We start from the raw sequence: 20,377 nt of genomic DNA, 5'->3' as shown, positions 1-20,377 counted from the left end.
AAATACTAGTAACATAGAATGTGAAAATAACAATTATCATCAGTGATATGATAATATTATAATTTTAGTTTAATGCTATTAATATACTTTTAGTTTTTTGGTGATTTTTGAGAAATAGTTTTGGTATCGAATTTTTTTGATGGTGAAAAATAAAAAATGGTGTGAAGAAGATAACATTTAGTTATCTTCGAATCTTCTTCTGTCAATTAATTCTTGACGTTTACCTGGGTTCCAACCACCGGATGCAGATTTTGCACGTCCAACTTGTTGTACGTAACCGGTAATTCTGTCATACCATTCTACATCTTCTCTTTCACCACAGGTAGGACAAACATTGTTCAGTCCTTTCATTAAAGTCTTACATTTAAGACAGAAACTTAATGCTGAGCTGTAAGCCCAGAATCCGATATCGGATTTACGAGCAATTTTGTGGGTTAAACTCATTAATGAATCTGGATCTGAGTAGGATTCTCCCATGAATGCATGGAAGATGTGTCCACCAGAGGTTATGCTGTGATATTGCTCTTCAATTTTGATTTTTTCAATTAAGGATAATCCTGTGTCTACTGGCACGTGAGATGAGTTGGTGTAGTAGTTAGCGTTTCCTTCACCTTGTACGATTGCTTGGTCTCCGAATTGTTTTTTATCGAGAGTTGCAAATCTGTAAGCAGTAGATTCTGCAGGAGTTTGGATAACAGACCATCTGAGTCCGGTTTCATCTTTTAACTGGTTAGCTCTATCGTTTATGTATTCAATACATTTTACACCGAATTTGTTTGAATCAGCGTTTTCAATACCTTCTCCGAATAATGAGGTTAACATTTCGTTAAGTCCAACGAAACCGAAAGATAATGTTGAATTTTCAATTCTGTAGTATGATTCTTCTCCCACTTTTTGTTTTAAGAATGGTAAGATGTGGAAATCATTTAAACATTTTAATCCTTGTTCTCTTCTGAGCATTAAGGTTTCAACTGCTAAATCCATGTATTCGTCTAAGTATTCGAATACTTGGGTTTCGTCTTTGGATTGGTATCCGATTCTTGGTAAGTTTAAGGTTACGTATGCAAGGTTACCGGTTCTTAAACAGTCTTTGTCCCAGTCACCGGTCCAGGTGTCTTGTAAACAGGTTCTGCATCCCATGTAGTTTGCCATTTGGCCTCTGTATTCTGGGAACATGTTTACAAAGTAGGATGAACCGTATTTTGCGGATAATTCGTGTACTAAACGGAGGTCATCTTCGTATTCACTGGTCATTGTTTCAGGTCTTAATGTGTAAATGGTATTTGGGAATAAGTGAGGTTTACCTTCATTGTCTCCTGCAAGTAATGTTTCAGTGAATGCTCTTTGGATTAATCTGGTTTCTTCTTCAAAGTCAGCGTAAGTTCCTACAACTTGGCCTTTTGGTCCGTATGCGGTTTCTTCTTTCAAGAAGTCAGGAACTCCGAATTCCAATGCCATACTTGTGAACGGTACTTGGGATCCTCTTGCTGCGTAAGCCATATTTAAGTTGTAAACAAGCATTTGAACAGCTTGTTTGATTTCATCATAGGTTCTTCCTCTTGCAAATGGTGCAACAAATACGTTCCAGAGGGACATTGATTGTCCACCGGACATGTTTTGTTGTGCTGCAAGCATGATTTCACCAGTGTGGTTCATTAAAGTTTCCATGTGATTTGGTGCACCTGCAATGGAGGTGTGGTCACCGGTACCGTCAACTTTAAGTCCGTATTTGATGAAAGTTCTTATATCATGTTGAAGACAGTTTAAAGGTCTTCCTGCGAAGAATTCCAAATCGTGAATGTGAATGTCACCGGACATGTGTGCGTCTGCTAAGTGTGCTGGTAACATTTTTAATAATGCGTATTGTTTTAATGCTTCGTCCGCTACATGTTTGTGAATACTTTCAGGGTTGTGAATCATGTTTGCGTTGTCCCTGTTACCGTTTTCGATGAGTGAGGTAATGTTGTATACAGGGATACCTAAACGGGTGTAACGGCTTCTTAAGTCTTCTAAACCGTATTCAATCAATTTGGTGTTGACCATTTCCCTGATCATAGGTGCGGTCAAGTATTCAACATTTAATTTTTTGAGTTCTTTCCAGGTTTCAGTAGCGATTTCAAAAGCAGTTTCTTGGCTAGCACCGGTTTCTTCAATCAAGGTGTTAGCGATTCTGGATAAGTCGAATGCTTCAATAGTGTCTTTTGAAGTACGTACTTTTAATTGGGTACTTGCTAAGTATTTGTTTGCAATTTCAGGATCGATGTCTTCTAAACATTCGTGAACAATTTTTTTGATTTCTTTGGTTTTGATTCCATCGTATAATTGAGATACTACTGTAGCCACGATTTTATCAGATTCAAAGAATGGGGTTTCTACCATTACTAATGATTTTACTAATTTTTCGTAACTGAATCTTTCTTTAATACCGTTATTCTTTTCTACGTTAATTTTAACGGTTTCATTCATATTATTTCCTAATTCTGAAATTTTTTCCATTTAATTCACACCATTTTCCTAATTATATTAAAAAAATTTATTATCCAATTGAGAGAGCATACTCTCAGCTAGATTAATTATTTGTCATCACTTGTATAATAAATCGTTCGTATTGATACGAACATCTAATTAATACTTAGAATTTTATAGTATATAAATTGTTCGTCTTTATTCGAACAATATTATTGTACTATGAAATATACTATATTATTAATATTAAAAATCAAAAGTCCAAGAGCATTTGAAAAGTATTAGAAGAACACATCAAGTGAACTCTGCTTGGACTTGTCACTTTCAAACAATGAGTTGATACCGAACTCCTGGATTTCCAGACGTTGCTCTAAATAGTGGGATACGGGGTACCTGTTAACCAGATCTCTTGAAATTTCAAGGTATTTGGTAACTGATCCTTTTGAAACGGATAAGATTAAGTTACCTCCGCAGGAACATTTTCCTGTAAGTGGCATTCTCCTGTATTTGGCACCGCACTTGGTGCATCTTACCTTTTGCTTGGAAAATGCCCTGGAGTTACCCATGATGTCCGGCAAGAAATGAGAGGTCAATACCTTTTCGACAACACCTCTCTGGTCAACTGCCCTGATACTTTCAGCAAGGGCAATTTGGGCTTCTACCTTTTCCCTCATGGAAGGCAATCTCTTGTATAGACAGACGGTCGGTCCTGCATGAATGTTTGATGTGTGGTGGGAGAACATCAGTCCCTCATACTGTTGAGGGGTTCCCAAATGCATTTCCACGTTGTCGATGTATTCCAATACATCAGCAGGCTTAAGTGGGCTGTATGTCTTTTCGTAGAACTCCACGGGGAATCTTTCAAAGATGTCCAGGTTGTGGGACTCGTCATCTATCTCTTCAGGGTCGATTCTTGAAGATAAAACTAAAGGAGCATCCATACTTCCTCCTCTAGTGTTTGGTAAGTATGTTTTTGAAAAGTTAATCAAAGCATCTAGAAGCAGCATTACCGCATCCTCGTCACTGTCACAGTTTCTACGTTTAGCGGAATGGAAGTAAGGGTGAGCGTAACATCCTAAAGCCTTGGTGAAACCGACGATTCTTCCAAGCACTCCTGCAGATGTGTGCGGCGCAAGGCCTGCAACAAGGTGCCCAATCAAATCGCTTTTCTCCTTAACATTGTAGAACGGCTCCATGTCATAGTATCGGGTAAGTTCATCATCGATAAATTGGGCTGTACGGAGCAGATATTCGCCGCAATTGTCTGAAATAACGATATCTTGAACTCTAAGCTCAATGATTTGATCTTCATTTTCAATAGGGTTTCCGTAACAATCCTTCTCATAGCCCATCTCATGCAATTTCTCGACTGTGACTCCAATTTCTCTTGGTATGAAGTGAGTCAACGGTAAGTCGGTTGAATCGTGGCGTATTGTTCCATCTTTGAATGTGAAAACTTCATGTTTTGCCCTAAGTATTCCCTTTTCAAGAGGTTCCGGTAATTTGGACTCGGAAATCATTCCAACTACACCTTTCACCTCATCAACCCTTCTGACCTTGACGTTGTCAGATGCCTTTTTAAGCATGGCAGCAAGAGGAATGCTTTTGTTTGCAGGTTTTCCCATTTCAGTCGGATGTCCGCATTTAGGACAAAGTGAACCGAATGAGCTTATTCCACATTCTGGATTGGTACATTTTCGTCTTGAAATTTCAACCTTGATGCTTCCTTTTTTAGCTGCAGTAGCAACCAGTCTTCTTGCCCCACCGTTGTTTCCGATAGGAATCAATCCATGAGGAGCAGGTCTCATCAGTCTTTCTTTTGACTTTTCAGGTCTACCTACACGGGTTCCGATGTATGCAGGTGCCTTATTGATAATCTTGACTGGAGATACCTCATTTACAGCTTCAAGGGTTGTTTTCATCTCAGGCAACCTTTTTGATAATGTCACAAGCAATGCGTAGGAGTGATCTTTGTCTATGATTATTTTGCCGTCACGGACAATATGCGGTACTCCAATAACCTCCAAGACCCTTTTAGGGTATGACAAATCTAATTTGATTCCTTCATCTTGATTATAAGTTGATTTTGATGCCTCAAGCAAATCATATAATTCATTTAAATCGTTGATTGTCACGTCATTATAGCAATATGTGTATTTAGGGTGAAGAGGAATGTCATATTCCTTTGATAGTTTGAAAGCTTCAATTGAAGGGAGATAATCGTATTCGAGTGCATGCAAGTCCAAATCGGTGTTGTCCTTGTCGAACTTTTCGCTTCTCATTAACAATTGAATCCACCATTCCTCAACCCATCCTGATGGGTACAGTGGCTGGTTGTTTCTTAAAAACTCACCGAATGCGACAAGCATGTCTCCTAGGAATAATATTTCTACAACATCCTTTTTGACTTCACGAGCCTTACGGACTGAATCAACGACAACCACATCACCGTTTTTAAGCTTAACCACAGGGCCTTCAATTGAATCCACCGGAACAACACAGTTACCTTTGCCGGGATATTCAATCTTCAATTGGGTTCCAACAGCCAAAAACTCAAGCAATGCCATTGTTGCAGGGTGAACTCCCATTGTAGCGAGACCTGTGTTACGTGACCTTCCATATCTCAATCTGAATGCTCCCTTTTCGGAAGGGTATCCTAAAATAGGCCTTCCTCCAATGATGTCCTGGATGTATTTAGGTTCGCTGACGACATCTGAGTCATCTCCATCATCTGAAGTGTCGCTCTTCTTAGGCTTTGAGTATTCCTCGAGCCAATCCCAGTCAAGGCCTAACTTATTTGAAATCTTTTTGATCTTTTTGGATTTCTGGATAACTCCCTCTACCATAGCAAGCAATGCTCCACCACGGATATTGTTTGTCTCGACACGTTCCAAATCCCTGTGGGACACTTCCACTTGGTCTGTCTGTTCTCCTGAAACTTCCACGGGAATGTGATTTGCTGCAAATCTCACTTCTTCTGGTGTTGGTGAGTACTGTAAATTTGTAACTTCTGATTCGTATAGCTCCACTTCTTCCACGTATCTTTCGATTTCGTCTTCAATAGGCTTGAACTCGTCAATGTTAATTGCACGTCTGATTTTGTCTCCTAAAAGTACTGCAAGTGCTGCAGCAGTACCCCCTGCACTTCTAATCGGTCCTGCAAAATAAACTCCAATGTATTTTGTTCCATCAAAGTTATTTTTAATCTTAACGTCTGAAATACCCTCAAGGGGTGCTGCTACAACCCCTTCGGTAAGAATCGCAAGAGCGGTCCTAAGACCTTGGTCACATCTTTGCTCCTCATTCCAGTTTGCCTTTTCGCCGGTTAGTGCGAAGGTTCCGTCTGCAATTTCAGCTGCGATTTCAAAAGCAACGGACTCCCTATCCATATCTTTCTCTAATTCCTTAATACGTTTTGCAACACCTTCGGGACCTACAAGCCCTTCTACTCTTTCCGCTAAATCCTTTGCAAGAGGAACTTCGGTTTTTGTTTCAACATCAAAACCCTTTGACCTTGCCTCATTAGCTATATCGTATAGGTGATTGGTTTCAGCTTCTAATCTATCAAAATAATCCATGGTATCGCCATAAGTTACAAAATTAATTTAGTATATAATCTATTGTTTTTCATAATATTAATAATATTTGATAGGCTAAATTTTCATAAATACTTAAATATTCTAAAATTTAAATTTAAGAGTGTAACTTGTAGTCGAATTAATATATTAATATTGCTATTATGGTGATTTTAATGTCAAATGATAAACCAATAAACGCCATGTACGGCGGTAAAATCAAATTGGATTTGGATAAACTCAAAAATAAGTCTAAAAGTAAAACAGAAGAAGAACCAGTAGTTGAAAAAATAGCTGACGAGCCTGTTGCAAAACAAGTTCCTGAACCAGTTGTTGAAAAAGAAGAAGTAGTTGAAGAACCTGTTGAAGAGGTTGTTGAGGAACCTGTAGTTGAAGAATCTGCAGAAGAAATTGCTGTTGAGCCGGTGGAAGAATCCGTAGAGGAAGAACCTGCTGAAGAGGTTGTTGAAGAGTCTGCAGAGGAAGTTGTTGAAGAAGTTAAAGCGCCTGTAGAAGATAAACCTAAGGCCTCTAAAAAAGCAAGCTCCAAAAAGGTTGATGACTTGAAAAAGAAATTGGACGATAAGGACAAAAAGTTGTCAAACCAATCCAGTGAATTAAACTACTTGACTAACAAGGTAATTCCAAAACTCAAAAAGGAAAATGCAGAACTCAAACGCCTTAAGAATGAATTGACTGATGCTCTTGAAAAAACCTCAAGAAAATACTTTGATCAATTGGATATCAATGCGGATTTAAGCAACACCATTGGAAAAATAGGTGCGGAAAATGCTGTTAACAAGGTAAGGGCAGACAAGTTAGAATCCCAAATGGATTCAGTTAAGGACGATTTGGAATCTAAAGTTTCCGAGTTACAAGATAAACTTGACAAAACTGACGTCGACAAATTTAAAAATGAAAACTCTAAGTTAACCAGTGAAGTCAACGATTTAAAAGACAAGTTATCATCTGCAAGAAAAGAAAACATATCACTTTCCAGTGAAGTTGACGAATTAAGAGCAGAAATTATTGACTTAGGCAACTATAAGGAAGAAGTTGACGCTAAAAGCAAAAAAGAGGTTAACTCATTAAAAGAAGAGATTTCTTCACTTAAAACTCAACTCAAAGTTAAGGAAAGCAGTTATGATAAATTGTCTAATGAATCAAGCAAAACCATTTCTGATTTAAGAAAACAAGTGGCAAAACTTGAAGAGTCATTAGAAAAACAATCCAGTAAAGGATTATTTAACAGATTTAAATAGATGAATCATTCATCTATTAACTTATTTTTTTTATGAATTCCGATAATTATTATATGGATGAGGCCATTAAGGAGGCAGAAATATCTTTACGTGAAGGTGGCATCCCAATAGGTGCCGTTCTCGTTAAGGATGGGGAAATAATTTCAAGAGGACATAACCGTCTGATTCAAAATGATTCGGTGGTGTTGCATGCGGAAATGGATGCAATTGAAAATGCAGGTCGTCTTAATTATGAAGATTATATAAAATGCACCCTATATACAACATTGTCCCCTTGTCCAATGTGTTCAGGTGCTGTAATATTGTATAATATACCTAGAGTCGTGATAGGTGAAAACACAACATTAATGGGTGCTGAAAACCTACTTAAATGTAATGATGTGGAAGTGAAAGTACTAAATGATATTAAATGCAGGGATTTGTTTTTACAATTCAGCTGCAACAATTCCGAAATCTGGGATGAGGAACTTAAAAAAGTGGGAAATACAACTGAGGTGAAATGATGGAAATAATAGTAACAGATGAAAGGGATGAAAGATTTAAGGAAATGTGTTCATCTTTTGGTTGTGACATAACCGATCCTCAGGTGGTTCTGCTTCTAAACAGTTTCGGAAAGATTGTAGGTTGCACTAGTTTTAAGGTGTACGATTTGGAATCTGCTGAAATAACAACACTATTTTTAAACTCATACGAAAATCGTGAGAAGATTTCCTATAAACTAATAAGGCAGCTTGAAAAGATAGCCATGGATTATGAATTCAAAAGCGTCGTGGTTAGCTTTGACAGCCGTGAGGATATTCTCATCGAGGTTTTTGAAAAATTAGATTATCAGTTTGTAGATGACCTTTTAATGAAAAAGGAATTTAAAAGTTTAATTTAAAAAAAGAAAAATTAAAAAGATTAAGCTTCTTTTCTTAATCTTTTAACAACAAAGTCTTTATCCAAACTTAATAAGAATGATGCTGCTCTTGGGCCTTGTTTTTGACCGAGAATCATTTTATAAATAGCTTGGAAACCTTTTTGTGGTTTTAATTCTTGAGCTTCTAGGATTTCATACATTGCATCGTGCAATGCAGCCGCATCTGTGAACTCGGTGGTTTCCATTAAATCTGCCAAGTCAGCCAAGAACTTGTCTTGCTCTGGAGTCAATGGTAATTTTGGTATGCTTTTCTCTTGCACTTGGAATTTAACGAATTTAGGTGCATAGGTTTCCAACCAGTAAATTACGTTGTCAACTCTTTCTCTGTATTGGGCCAATTCAGTTTCGGTCAAGTCACCGAATTCTTTATCTTTGAAGCTTTTGGTTAATTGTGAGTTTCTTTTAAGGATATCAAATATTTTTTCTAAGTCGTCACCAGCTATTTGGTAAGCGTTAACCAAGAATCTGAAAGGTGGTCTGAAAGGCAAAGGACTTCCAGGTTCCATTTGGACGATTTCATAGATTTCCTTGAATTTTTTACCTTCTTTTTCAGATGGTGCTTCAACTTCATCATAAAATACTTTTTCAACGGTATCGAATTGGTCGATAAAGTCTAAGAAGGGCATTTTTGGTGAGAAGTCTTTTGCTTTCATTGGTTTTGATCTGAACAGGTAGTAATGAAGACTTTCTGCAGGTCCGATTTTGAGCCATTCTTCAGGAGCGAAGAAAACTCCATGGGATTTACTCATTGCTTCACCGTCAAGGGTAATCCATTCGTATGGCACTGGGTATGGTGCAGGATAATCGAAGATTTTCTCTGAAATCACGCTACTTACATCGTATGATCCTCCACTTGCTGCATGGTCTTTTCCGAAAGGTTCGCATGTGGTACCGAAGATTTTCCATCTAGCTGCCCATTCTACTCTCCATGTGAGCTTACCGTTTCCGGATTTAATATCCATTTCACCATCATGTCCGCATTCACATCTGTATTTGATGATGTCTCCGTCGTAATCGTAAGCGTAAGTTGTATTTACACGTCCACATTCGTCACAAATAGGATTGTATGGTAACCAATCATCTGCTAAAGGTTCTCTTCTGTATTGGTTGAAGATTTCCTTGATTTCATCCACTCTTTCAAGGGAAGTTCTAATATAGTCATTATAAACTCCGCTTTTGTACATTTCAAAACCGGATTTGGTTTCCATTTCAATGCCGTAATCGTCCATGACTGAAAGTAACGGTTTTTCAAAGTGTTCCACAAAGTTTGCACAGCAACCGTCTGGGCATGGAATCATTGAGTATGGCATTCCTAAGTATTTGTCGTAAGATTCAGGTAATGGATATGGGACTTTCCTGAGTGGATCGTGGTCATCTGCAATCCATATAGTTTTAGCTTTCTTTCCCATTTCCCTTAATTTTTTTCCAATTCCGTTAGCTACAAATATGTCGCATGAGTTTCCAATGTGAATAGAACCTGAAATAGAGGTTCCACTTGCAATAACATGCTCTTCTGTGTCTCTTTTAGCTAGTTCAATAGCTACATTTTCAATCCAATGTGTCATCTGTATTCTCCATTATAATAATAAAAATAAGTTTTATAATAAAATAATCTTTGTTTTTTGTAATATAAAAATATTATTTAATTAAGGGCAATTTTTGAGGAATCTATAATTTTGTCAATGGCATCTAGGAAATCTTTGGTAATTACCTTTTTCCTAGCTGATCTTATTGCAAACATTCCTGCCTCGGTACAAACCGCCTTTAGGTCGGCTCCTGAAAATCCTTCGGTGATTTCACTTATTTTATCAAAGTCTATTTCCTTGTCAATCTTCATGCGTTTTGTGTGAATTTCAAGAATGTGTTTTCTTCCATTTTTTGAAGGGTTCGGCACTTCAATGGTTCTGTCAAATCTGCCTGGCCTGAGAAGGGCATCATCAAGTATGTCCGGACGGTTTGTTGCTCCGATTATTCCAATGTCTCCCCGTGAGTCGAATCCATCAAGTTCTGCAAGCAGTTGCATTAATGTGCGCTGCACTTCACGGTCTGCCCCGCTTGTGTCTCCCATCCTTTTTGTTCCTATTGCATCTATCTCGTCGATGAATATTATTGCAGGGGTCTTTTCACGGGCCAATTCGAACACTTCTCTTACGTAACGTGAACCTTCACCTAGGTATTTGTTTACAAATTCCGAAGCGACAAGCTTTATGAAACGTGCATTTGTCTCATTTGCCACTGCTTTTGCAAGCAATGTCTTACCGGTTCCCGGTGGACCGTATAGGAGTATTCCTTTTGGAGGATCTATTCCGATTTCCTCGAATACTTCCGGGTGCTTAATAGGCAGTTCCACGGTTTCCCTTAACTCCACAATCTGATATTTCAATCCTCCAATATCGTCATATGTGATGTTTGGACGTTCCTCGATTTCCATTGCAGTTATGTTCTCATCTTTCTTTTTTGGAAAGACATTGACAACAGTCAATGTGTTCTGGTTGAGGGCCACCCTTGCTCCAGGCTCAAGGTGTTCGGTGTTGATTGACTTTGGATAGGTTACAAGAAACTCGTGGCCGACATTGCCCTTGATTCCCACCTGGTTGTCATCAAAGACTTCAGTGATTGTCGCAAGAATCAGTGGATTTTTCTTGAATGACTTGATTTCACCTTTCAGCTCTTTAATCTTTCCTTCCAGTTGGCGATTGCTGACGTTTGATTTTAATTGCTCGCCTTCAAGCTTTCTAAGTTTTTCCATTAATTCATCTTTAGTTTTTTGGTTTTGTTCTTGTAAAGATTCAATTGTATCAATCAGTTCTTCCTTTGAAGCGTCCTGAATGGATTCCATAACTATCACCTTGATATTGATTTGTTGGAGATAATTCTTATTTTGTGGTTTTGTTAAAAAATAGTTGGTGGTGTTTTAAAAAATTAAAAAGATAAATCATGTTGATTTATCTCTATTTGATTACAGCTTCAATAGTTTCGTTGTCTGGTGCGTTCACTTCAACGATTTTACCATCTTTGATGTATTCAAATGTTGGGGTTTGATCATCATATTTGTCTGGGTAGAAAATTCCTTTGATTCCTGCCATTGTTGCATCAATTGAGGAACCGTCACCATTAGATGTTAAATTCTCGAATTCTTTATCATCCATGAAGAATACTTTTGTAATGATGTCTTTGTCTCCATTAGTGAATGCGCATGCGGAGTATTTAGCGTTGTTTGTATCGTTAGTGTCTACTGCTAATTTTTCTTCGTTTTTATTTTCTTTAAATCCGTCAGGGATGCTTAATTCAATACCTTGAATTTTTAATTTTCCATTGTCAAAACTTATTTCGCCACCATTGGAGTTGCTGCTGTCGCTTGAGGACCAACTGAAACTCCATCCGTCATCAGCACTTACTGCACTGATGGATACACAAATTGCGAGTAAAATTACTCCTACCATTAATATTTTTTTCATTTTAATACACCTTTTTAGCATATCTAAACTAGATATGTTAATATGTATTAAAGATGTAATATATAAATCCCATTATTTTTTGGAATGCTTTTAAAAAAAGAAGGAAAATAGATAAATTAATATCTATTTGATTAAATCTGAGTCTGATTGGTCTAACCATTCGTTAACGATTTTCACCGCACAGAAGTTGCCGCACATGGTACATGTGTCCTCTTCTTCAGGAGGTCTTTGGTCTCTTTTTGCACGTGCAGCCTCTGGGAACATTGCACATTCATATTGTGCTTCCCAATCAAGTTTTTTACGAGCTTCTGCCATTGCAAGGTCTTGTGAACCGTCAACTTGGCCGGTTGCTAAGTCTCCTGCGTAAGCTCCGATTTTGGTTGCAATAACTCCTTCTCTCACGTCATCTGGGTTTGGCAATGCGAGGTGTTCTGCAGGTGTCACGTAACAGATGAAGTCTGCTCCAGCTTTTGCGGATGATGCCGCACCGATTGCAGATACTATGTGGTCATAACCTGGTGCAACGTCACATACGATAGGTCCTAACATGTAGAATGGAGCGTTTGAACACATTTTCTTTTGAATCATAACGTTTGTTGGAATCTCGTTGATTGGAATGTGTCCCGGTCCTTCTATCATACATTGTACTCCAGCTTCACGGGATCTGTCAATTAATTCTCCTAAAATGATCAATTCTTGTATTTGTGCCCTGTCTGTTGAGTCTGCAATGGATCCTGCTCTCATACCATTTGCTAAGGATAATACAACGTCATGCTCTTTTGCTATTTCTAAAACATAATCGAAGTTTTCGTATAATGGGTTTTCCTTTTCGTTTTCAACAATCCAACCGGACATGAAAGATCCTCCCCTGGATACTAAACCGGTTACACGACCTTGCCTTTTGAGTCTGGTCAAGGTTTCAATGTTGATACTACTGTGGATAGCCATAAAGTCAATACCATCTTTTGCTTGCTTTTCGATGGTTTTGAATAGGTCATCTTCATCCATGTAAATTACGGAACCGTCTCTTCTGATGCTTTCGATTGCCGCTTGGTAAACAGGAACTGATCCCACTGGTAATGGAGACATGTCGAGTACTCTTCTTCTGATTACATCCAAGTCTCCTCCAATACTGAGTTCCATCAAACAGTCTGCACCGTTATCGATTGCAATTTGTGCTTTTAAGACCTCTTCATCGAAGTCAACGATATCGGTTGAGGTTCCAACAGTAGCGTTTACTTTTGTTCTAAGTCCTGCACCAATACCTGATGCTTCAATGTCTCTGTTTACATTGCTTGGTATTACAATGGTACCTTCAGCTACTGATTTTAATATAAAGTCTTCTGAAACATTTTCTATTTCTGCCACATGTTTCATTTCATCTGTCAATATTCCTTTTTTTGCATCACTTATTTGAGTCATAATTTCCCTCAATCATAATTTAAAACAGTCAAATTCATTTTAATAATTTCTCATATCAAATTGATAATGATGTATATTTATTTAATACTATTTAAATTAGTAGGATAAACTTCGATTCAAAGTATTTTGACAAAAATAAAGTAATTTTTAAAAATAGTAATTTTTAATCAGATATAACAATAATAAAGAAATATTGAGAAAAATAAAGTAAAGTTGAAAAAAGAATAAATCTAATAGAATTCATTCATTTTTTCAAATGCTTCATCGAAAGTTGGCATATTTGTTTGACAACCTTGATGGGCTATAATAAATGATGAAACTGTTGATGCGAATTTAGCGGACTCTTCAAGTGATTCTCCATTCAAGAACCTTGATAAGAATCCTGCCCTGTATGAATCTCCGGCTCCAGTTGGGTCAATAGCTTCAGTAGGAATTGCATCAATCTTGATTTTTTCTTCATTTGAATAAATTTCACAACCGTTAGCTCCACAGGTTTTTACAATGATTTTAGGTCCCATGTTCCTTAAACCGGTCAAGTCAACTTCAAGAGCGTCTAAAATCCTTTCAATTTCATGATGGTTACCGAACAAGATGGTTGTATTTTCAATGACATCAATCAATTTTTTGGTGTCATACATTCCAAGGTCTTGACCGGGGTCGAATGAAACAAGCAAGTCTTGGTCTTTTGCTTCCTGGGAACATTTCCAATTGAATTCAGGGTCACCAGTAGCTAAATGAACAGCTTCAGTATTTTCAATAGCTTTTGTTGGAATTTTACTGTTTGCAAATTCTTTAGCTGCTCCCCAATAGAAGTAACTGATTTGATCGTCATTGTCATCGGTCAAAACAAATGCGGTAGGAGTCTCTTCACCTGGAACGAAAATTAATGATTCGGTGTCCACGCCCAAGTTTTGCATGTTTTCATAATATTCGGTTCTTTTAAAATCTCCACCAACAGCGGAAACCAATGAAGTTTTTAAACCTAATTTTGCTCCAACGCAAGCCACATTAGCTGCAGCACCACCATTAAAGGTTTTCATATTGGTTATTGGTGCTGAAAAGTTAGCTTTTGGGAATTCAGGTACTCTAATAATGTAATCATGAGCAGAGTGACCAATTGCTAGTAAATCTCTGTTTTTTGCCATAATATCGCCTTTAAATATTTCAATTTTATATTGGTTTTTATCATTATTTAATGTTTTGAAAGTTCATATTGGTGATAATATGAAAATTCAAAAGTGCACTTCTGTGCAAATATGAGTGATGGTACTTAATATATAATAATATTAATAATCATTTTTTCCAAGAGCATTTGAAAAGTATTATCCCATTGGTGTGAAGCCCTGTTTTTCAATCAATTCATGAGCATCATTAAGTAAAAACCTGACAAATTCATTGACTTCAGGTTTATCTTCGTTAACTTTTACAATACTGATTACATGTTGAGTATCGTACTTCAACAGTTCATTTCCTTTGAAGTAACTTGCATTCAGGAATGTATAAAGATTTTTTGAGTTTCTAACTAATTTGAACGCATCAAATTGGGATTTCACATTTTCCTTGATGTTGTACTCGATATCATAATGCTTAAGGCTGGTCCATGCAAGCCTTTGGGCTGATCCATTTACATTTACAAAGTCCAGTCCCTCTAAGTCTGAAATGCTATCTATTTTTTTAGAATTCTGGCTTGAGACCAAAACAAGATAATCATAGGCTATTGGAATGAAATTTATGTCTCTTTCATATGCAATCAAAGGGTCATCCAGTGTCAGGATATCCACAGCTCCTCTTTTTGCAAGTTCAAAAGCATCCTCGTCGCTGCTGCTGTAAATATTTGTATTGAATGGTGTGTCGATGCTTTCTAAAAGCCCAGTGCTGATATGTCCCCCAACTATGTTTAAATCGGATGTCTTTTCAATTTGAATGAGATATTTCTTAAATTCCTCAAGTAGGCTTTGACCCTCTTGAGTCAATAAAGTTCCGTTGCCCGCCTTTTGTCTAATTTTAACACCTAATTTGTCTTCTGCTTTAAGTAATCTTCTATTAAAAACAGTATGTGAAATACCTAACTCTTTTGCAGATTTTCGTTGGGAATTAGTTCGAGATAATGATTCTAAACTTTGGTATAGTTTATAGTCATAAATTTCACCATTTATCTCTAAACTGATTAAACCATTACTTTCAAATTTCATTAATTATAAATAAAATTGTAATCATAATTAATAATATCGATTTATAGGTTAGATAAAAATGGAAATAATGAAAACCTCTATTCATGCTATATTGGATAACATAAAAAGTGCAGAAGACTATTTGGATGAAGAAGCTATTGAAAAATTTGAAGACATAATTATTGAATCTAAAAACATCTTTGTTACTGGAGCGGGAAGATCAGGCCTTGCTGCAAAAGCATTTGCAATGAGATTAATGCATTTAGGTTTAAGTGCTTATGTGGTTGGTGAAACCATATCCCCTGCAATTTATGAAGATGATTGTATTATAGCTATTTCAGGTTCTGGAGAAACTAATACTATTGTTTCTGCTGCTAAAATCGCAAAAAATAGAGGGTCTAAAGTTTTAGCTTTAACTTCTTATCCTGAATCTACCTTAGGTCAATTATGTGACAGTTATATTCTTGTTAAAGGAAGAACTAAAAAAGAAGTAGACGATGAAAATTATATCAAACGTCAAATACATGGTAATTATACTTCATTAACTCCATTAGGTACTGCTTTTGAATTGACCACTTTAGTGTTCTTGGATGCTATCGTTTCAGAATTGATGGAAAAGATGCATCAAACTGAAAGTGACTTAAAGGCAAGACACACTGTTTTAGAGTAATTTCAGTCAAAAATTACTCTGTTCTGATTATTATATATATTACAGCGTTGGCCTCTTAGGAATCCAACCAAAGTAATATTTCCTTTTTTTGCAATATTATATCCTGAATTGGCGGGAGCTGCGTTTGATGCCAATATTGGAACGCCTGCCCTTGTCATCTTGATCACCATGTCTGCGGGCATCCTTCCGCTGTATATCACATATGAATTTTTCAGGTCAAAATTATTTAGAATTCCATATCCGATCACCTTGTCGACTGCAACGTGACGGCTTACATCTTCTTTTACTACAAATTGGCCGTCATATACAATTCCTGCAACGTGTGTGCCTCCTGTTGCCTGCCATATTTCAGCATTGTTTTTCAGCTCTTCAATGCGGTCAATCAGTTCATGAACATTCACCTGAAAATCGGATTCGACTGGATTGACATCCTTAATCTTGCTTCTCCATCCTCCCGCTGAGTCTGAACAAAGCACTGTTTCGTTTGTTTTAAGCAAGGTGTCATCGATTTCAACATTGATTTGAGGTCCGTCGATTTCAATCTTTTTGATGTCATCCAATGATTTCACCATGTTCTCGTTGAATAGGTATCCCACTGCAAACTCCTTGAGTGAATCCTCGATTGCAGATAAGCTACGTGATATGTTTCCGTTGATGGTTAATGTGATTGTTTCATCCTTTACGACTTTTTCCCTGACGTTTTCGACGTTATCATTTTTGAAGTTTATTGCATCTATTTCTTCTATTTTCATGAAAGTCCCCCTAATATATAATAAATTATTATTTATCATGTTAATTAACTTATCAGATTTGACTTTTTTCGATTATCAAATATAATTACATTCGTTGATTCTTGTAGATATTAAATTTAATATTCCATCTTTTTTTGATAATATTTCAAATATTTTTTTTTAAAAACTGGTATAATTTATTTTTAGGTTAAATTTTTTTGTAATAGTTACTTCGATTTTTAATTTTTAATTTTTATAAAATTTGAATTGATGTGAATTTTAGGCATTTTTAGTCCACAAAACACCGATATTAATATTCTTTCACATAGATATTTTTTTTAAATATTTCCTAAAATAAGAATCCTACTATTTAATTTCATAAATCTGACGATTTTCACATTGAAAATAAAAAAATTACTTATTAATTATTGAAATTTAGTTAAAAAAAGAAGTTTTACACGATGTGTACTTAATCCATCATGATTTATCATTATGTTTAATTTTATTCCTTTGTACTATTTAAATATTTCTTTTAGGTTCTAATGACAAACCCTTTTTATATATAACAATCAAATATAGTATCATAATACTCTTTGAACTAAATTGTGGGATTCATTAGTATTATAAAAAATAAATAAAAAGGGAATAAAAGAGGTTGATAATATGAGTTCATCTTTTAAAAGTCCAGTAGACACGGCGAAAGCGATTTCCGCAACTGCTGGTTCAAAAAACTCTGCAAATATTGTTAATGTAATATTACTCTCCTTCTTAGCAGGAGCATATATTGCATTTGGTGGTTTATTAGCTGTCGTAGCTAGTGCTGGTATGTTAAAAGCTGGCGCACCATTAGGTTTAGAAAAATTCGTATTCGGTGCAGTGTTCCCTGTAGGTTTGATCATTGTGGTTCTCGCAGGATCAGAACTCTTCACTGGTAACGTAATGTTCATGACCCTCGGTGTTTTAGACGGTTCCGCATCTGTTGGCGGTCTCGCTAAAAACTGGGTAATAAGTTGGATTTTCAACTTTGTAGGTGCATTATTCGTTGCATACGTTCTCGCATACATGGGAGGTATTACTCCTACTGACGCATCCGCACCAGCTTATGCTATTTCTGCAAAAGCTATTGCTGTAGCTGAAGGTAAAGTAACCATGCCTTTCACCGTAGCTATGATCAAGGCTATCGGTTGTAACTGGCTTGTATGTTTAGCTGTATGGTTAGCTAACGCATCAGATGATATCATTGGTAAAATCGTTGGTATTTGGTTCCCAATTATGGCTTTCGTAACCATAGGATTTGAGCACAGTGTTGCAAACATGTTCTTCATACCATTAGGTATGTTCTTAGGTGCAAAAGGCGTAACTTGGAGTACTATTATTGTTAACAACTTAGTACCTGTTACTATTGGTAACATCATTGGTGGAGCAGTCTTCGTAGCATGTATCTACTGGTACACCTACTTAAAAGACTAAGCTAGTAAATTCATAAGAAGCTTTTAAAGCTTCTTTTTTTATTTATTTAAAAAATAATATATTATTTTGGAGATTATAAAATGGTTGAAATTAAATATGTACCAACTATCTGTCCGTACTGTGGTACTGGTTGTGGACTCAACTTTGTAGTCAAAGACGGCAAAATCGTTGGTGTAGAACCTTTAAAAAGACACCCTGTAAACGAGGGTAAAGTATGTCCAAAAGGAAACTTTGGATACCAATTTATTAATAGGGAAGACAGATTAACTACTCCTTTAATAAAAGAAAACGGTGAATTCAGAGAAGCTTCTTGGGATGAAGCATTAGACTTAGTTGCTAACAAACTCAAAGAAGTATCTGACGAAGATCCAAACAAAGTTGGATTCTACGCATGTGCTCGTTCACCTAACGAAAACATTTACATTACTCAAAAATTAGCAAGAGTAGCTTGTGGTACTCAAAACGTAGACCACTGTGCACGTATTTGTCACGGTCCTACTGTAGCAGGTTTAGCTACCACTTTCGGTTCCGGTGCTATGACCAACGGATTCGACAGTATTAAAGAAGCTGACTACATCTTCTGTATTGGATCAAACAACATGGAAGCACACCCATTATTTGGACGTAAATTAATCCAAGCTAAACAAAACGGTGCTAAATTAGTTGTATTAGACCCAAGATTCACTCCTACCGCTAAAATCGCAGACGAATATGTTCAATTTGAAACTGGTACTGACGTAGCTTTAATGAACGCTATGATTAAAGTCATCATCGACAAAGACTTACAAGATGATGAGTTTATTGCAAACAGAACCAAAGGTTTCGAAGAAATGAAAGAAACCGTACAAAAATACACTTTAGACATGGCTTCCGAAATTACCGGAATCAAACCTGAAGTAATTGAACACTTAGCTGTAGAATACGCATCTGCTGACAAAGCAGCTATCGTATACTCATTAGGTATTACCGAACACTCTCACGGTGCAGATAACGTAATGTCCACTGCAAACCTCGCAATGTTAACTGGTAACATTGGTAGACAAGGTACTGGTGTAAACCCATTAAGAGGACAAAACAACGTACAAGGTGCTTGTGATATGGGTGCATTACCTTCCGATTACGTAGGTTACAGAAAAGTTAAAGACCCAGAAACCACCGCATGGTTCAACGACTACTACAGTGGAGAAGGTTACGAAGTTAACTTACCAACCACTCCTGGTTTAACCTTAGTAGAAATGATGAACGCTGCTCACGCTGGTGACTTAAAAGTATTATACATCCACGGGGAAGACCCAGTTCTCTCTGATGCAGACGTAGCACACACAAAAGAAGCACTTGCAAACTTAGAAATGTTAGTTGTACAAGAATGTTTCTTAACCGACACTGCACAATGTGCTGATGTTGTATTACCTGCAGCAGGTTGGGGTGAACAAGAAGGTACCTTCACCAGTGGTGAAAGAAGAGTACAATGCTTACACAAAGCACAAGAACCTCCTGAAGGCGCAATGTTAGATTGGAAGATTATGGAAGAAATCGCTGTTAGAATGGGCGTACCAAGACCATTATTCCACTACGAATCTGCTGAAGAAATCTTCGATGAAATCAGAGAATGTGCTCCTATCATGGCAGGTATGAACCGTGAAAGATTAGACACTCCTGAAGCGCTTCACTGGCCTTGTCCTTCCGAAGATGACCCATGTCAACCATTAATGCACAAAGAAAAATTCGCACACCCTGATGGTTTAGGTGTCTTCCAAGCATTAGAACACAAAGGACCTGTTGAAACCGTAGATGAAGAATACCCATTATTATTAACTACTACAAGGATCTTGTTCCACTACCACGCAGCAATGACCAGAAGATGTGAAACCTTAAACAACGAAGTTAAAACCGGTTTCATTGAAATCAACACTAAAGATGCTGAAGCTAGAGGAATTATCAACGGTGAAGTAGTAAAAGCTTACTCCAGAAGAGGAGAAATCGCAATCCCTGCTCGTGTAACTGATGACATCAGAGAAGGTATTGTAAACATTCCAATGCACTTCGTAGAATGTGCTGCTAACGTATTAACCAACTCCGATTCTTTCGACCCTAAATCTAAAATGGTTGAATTAAAAGCTTGTGCTATTAACGTAGAAAAACTCCCTGAAGTAGTAGAAATGAAAGGCGAAGTTTACAAAGAAGGTACTGACACTGAAATTAAAGCAGAAGACATGTCAACTACCACTTTGAC

Annotated in this window: 14 protein-coding genes and 1 pseudogene; 6 read left to right on the top strand and 9 right to left on the bottom strand. The window is 36.9% G+C overall.

Going from position 1 to position 20,377, the window contains the following annotated elements; translation table 11 throughout:
• Positions 1-177: 177 nt before the first annotated feature.
• Together nrdD and polC are read right to left on the bottom strand one after the other, a co-directional pair.
• Positions 178-2,496, bottom strand: a complete 2,319-nt coding sequence (gene nrdD / locus ILA26_RS02250) for an anaerobic ribonucleoside-triphosphate reductase (protein ID WP_292893643.1) — start codon at positions 2,494-2,496, stop codon at positions 178-180.
• 251 nt (positions 2,497-2,747) lie between these two features.
• Complete coding sequence (polC, locus tag ILA26_RS02245) at positions 2,748-6,044, bottom strand: DNA polymerase II large subunit (RefSeq protein ID WP_292893641.1); 3,297 nt, start codon at positions 6,042-6,044, stop codon at positions 2,748-2,750.
• Positions 6,045-6,217: 173 nt separating this feature from the next.
• Here polC and ILA26_RS02240 point away from each other — a divergent pair, with 173 nt between their 5' ends.
• Genes ILA26_RS02240 through ILA26_RS02230 form a run of 3 tightly spaced genes read left to right on the top strand, consistent with a single transcriptional unit; the run spans position 6,218 to position 8,183 of the window.
• Positions 6,218-7,303 (top strand): hypothetical protein, encoded by a 1,086-nt coding sequence (locus ILA26_RS02240; RefSeq protein ID WP_292893639.1) that lies wholly within the window; start codon positions 6,218-6,220, stop codon positions 7,301-7,303.
• A 32-nt stretch (positions 7,304-7,335) separates the two neighbouring features.
• Complete coding sequence (locus ILA26_RS02235; RefSeq protein WP_292893637.1) at positions 7,336-7,806, top strand: nucleoside deaminase; 471 nt, start codon at positions 7,336-7,338, stop codon at positions 7,804-7,806.
• Entirely contained in the window at positions 7,806-8,183 is a 378-nt protein-coding gene (locus ILA26_RS02230; protein ID WP_292893635.1) for a GNAT family N-acetyltransferase, read from the top strand. Before ILA26_RS02235 ends, ILA26_RS02230 begins: the two co-directional genes overlap by 1 nt.
• A gap of 20 nt (positions 8,184-8,203) precedes the next feature.
• Here ILA26_RS02230 and lysS read toward each other — a convergent pair whose 3' ends face one another.
• The 6 genes from lysS to ILA26_RS02200 all read right to left on the bottom strand — a co-directional run bounded on the left by lysS (position 8,204) and on the right by ILA26_RS02200 (position 15,294).
• Entirely contained in the window at positions 8,204-9,787 is a 1,584-nt protein-coding gene (gene lysS, locus ILA26_RS02225; RefSeq protein WP_292893633.1) for a lysine--tRNA ligase, read from the bottom strand.
• Positions 9,788-9,864: 77 nt separating this feature from the next.
• On the bottom strand, positions 9,865-11,061 hold the full coding sequence (locus ILA26_RS02220; protein ID WP_292893631.1) for a proteasome-activating nucleotidase: 1,197 nt from the start codon (positions 11,059-11,061) through the stop codon (positions 9,865-9,867).
• 112 nt (positions 11,062-11,173) lie between these two features.
• Positions 11,174-11,680 carry a hypothetical protein gene (locus ILA26_RS02215; RefSeq protein ID WP_292893629.1) on the bottom strand — a complete coding sequence of 169 codons (507 nt, stop codon included), beginning with the start codon at positions 11,678-11,680 and terminating at the stop codon, positions 11,174-11,176.
• A 123-nt stretch (positions 11,681-11,803) separates the two neighbouring features.
• Positions 11,804-13,102, bottom strand: coding sequence for a phosphomethylpyrimidine synthase (gene thiC / locus ILA26_RS02210; protein ID WP_292893628.1), 1,299 nt, complete (start codon positions 13,100-13,102; stop codon positions 11,804-11,806).
• A gap of 230 nt (positions 13,103-13,332) precedes the next feature.
• On the bottom strand, positions 13,333-14,247 hold the full coding sequence (locus ILA26_RS02205) for a carbohydrate kinase family protein (protein WP_292893626.1): 915 nt from the start codon (positions 14,245-14,247) through the stop codon (positions 13,333-13,335).
• A 177-nt stretch (positions 14,248-14,424) separates the two neighbouring features.
• Positions 14,425-15,294, bottom strand: coding sequence for a LysR family transcriptional regulator (locus tag ILA26_RS02200; protein ID WP_292893624.1), 870 nt, complete (start codon positions 15,292-15,294; stop codon positions 14,425-14,427).
• Positions 15,295-15,352: 58 nt separating this feature from the next.
• Here ILA26_RS02200 and hxlB point away from each other — a divergent pair, with 58 nt between their 5' ends.
• Positions 15,353-15,943 (top strand): 6-phospho-3-hexuloisomerase, encoded by a 591-nt coding sequence (gene hxlB / locus ILA26_RS02195; RefSeq protein WP_292893622.1) that lies wholly within the window; start codon positions 15,353-15,355, stop codon positions 15,941-15,943.
• 2 nt (positions 15,944-15,945) lie between these two features.
• Here the strand turns inward: hxlB and fdhD are convergent, their stop codons facing one another.
• Complete coding sequence (gene fdhD, locus ILA26_RS02190; RefSeq protein WP_292893620.1) at positions 15,946-16,695, bottom strand: formate dehydrogenase accessory sulfurtransferase FdhD; 750 nt, start codon at positions 16,693-16,695, stop codon at positions 15,946-15,948.
• Between the two features lie 642 nt (positions 16,696-17,337).
• Between fdhD and ILA26_RS02185 the strand changes: the two genes are divergently transcribed.
• Positions 17,338-18,144, top strand: a complete 807-nt coding sequence (locus ILA26_RS02185; RefSeq protein WP_292893618.1) for a formate/nitrite transporter family protein — start codon at positions 17,338-17,340, stop codon at positions 18,142-18,144.
• Between the two features lie 80 nt (positions 18,145-18,224).
• Positions 18,225-20,294 (top strand): annotated as a pseudogene (fdhF, locus tag ILA26_RS02180) (formate dehydrogenase subunit alpha); the annotation flags it as partial.
• Positions 20,295-20,377: the final 83 nt, after the last annotated feature.

It is taken from the genome of Methanobrevibacter sp. (assembly GCF_017940815.1).
Lineage (GTDB): Archaea > Methanobacteriota > Methanobacteria > Methanobacteriales > Methanobacteriaceae > Methanocatella.
The sequence above is the reverse complement of the archived record's forward strand: the minus strand, read 5'-3'. Positions and strand labels throughout refer to the sequence as shown.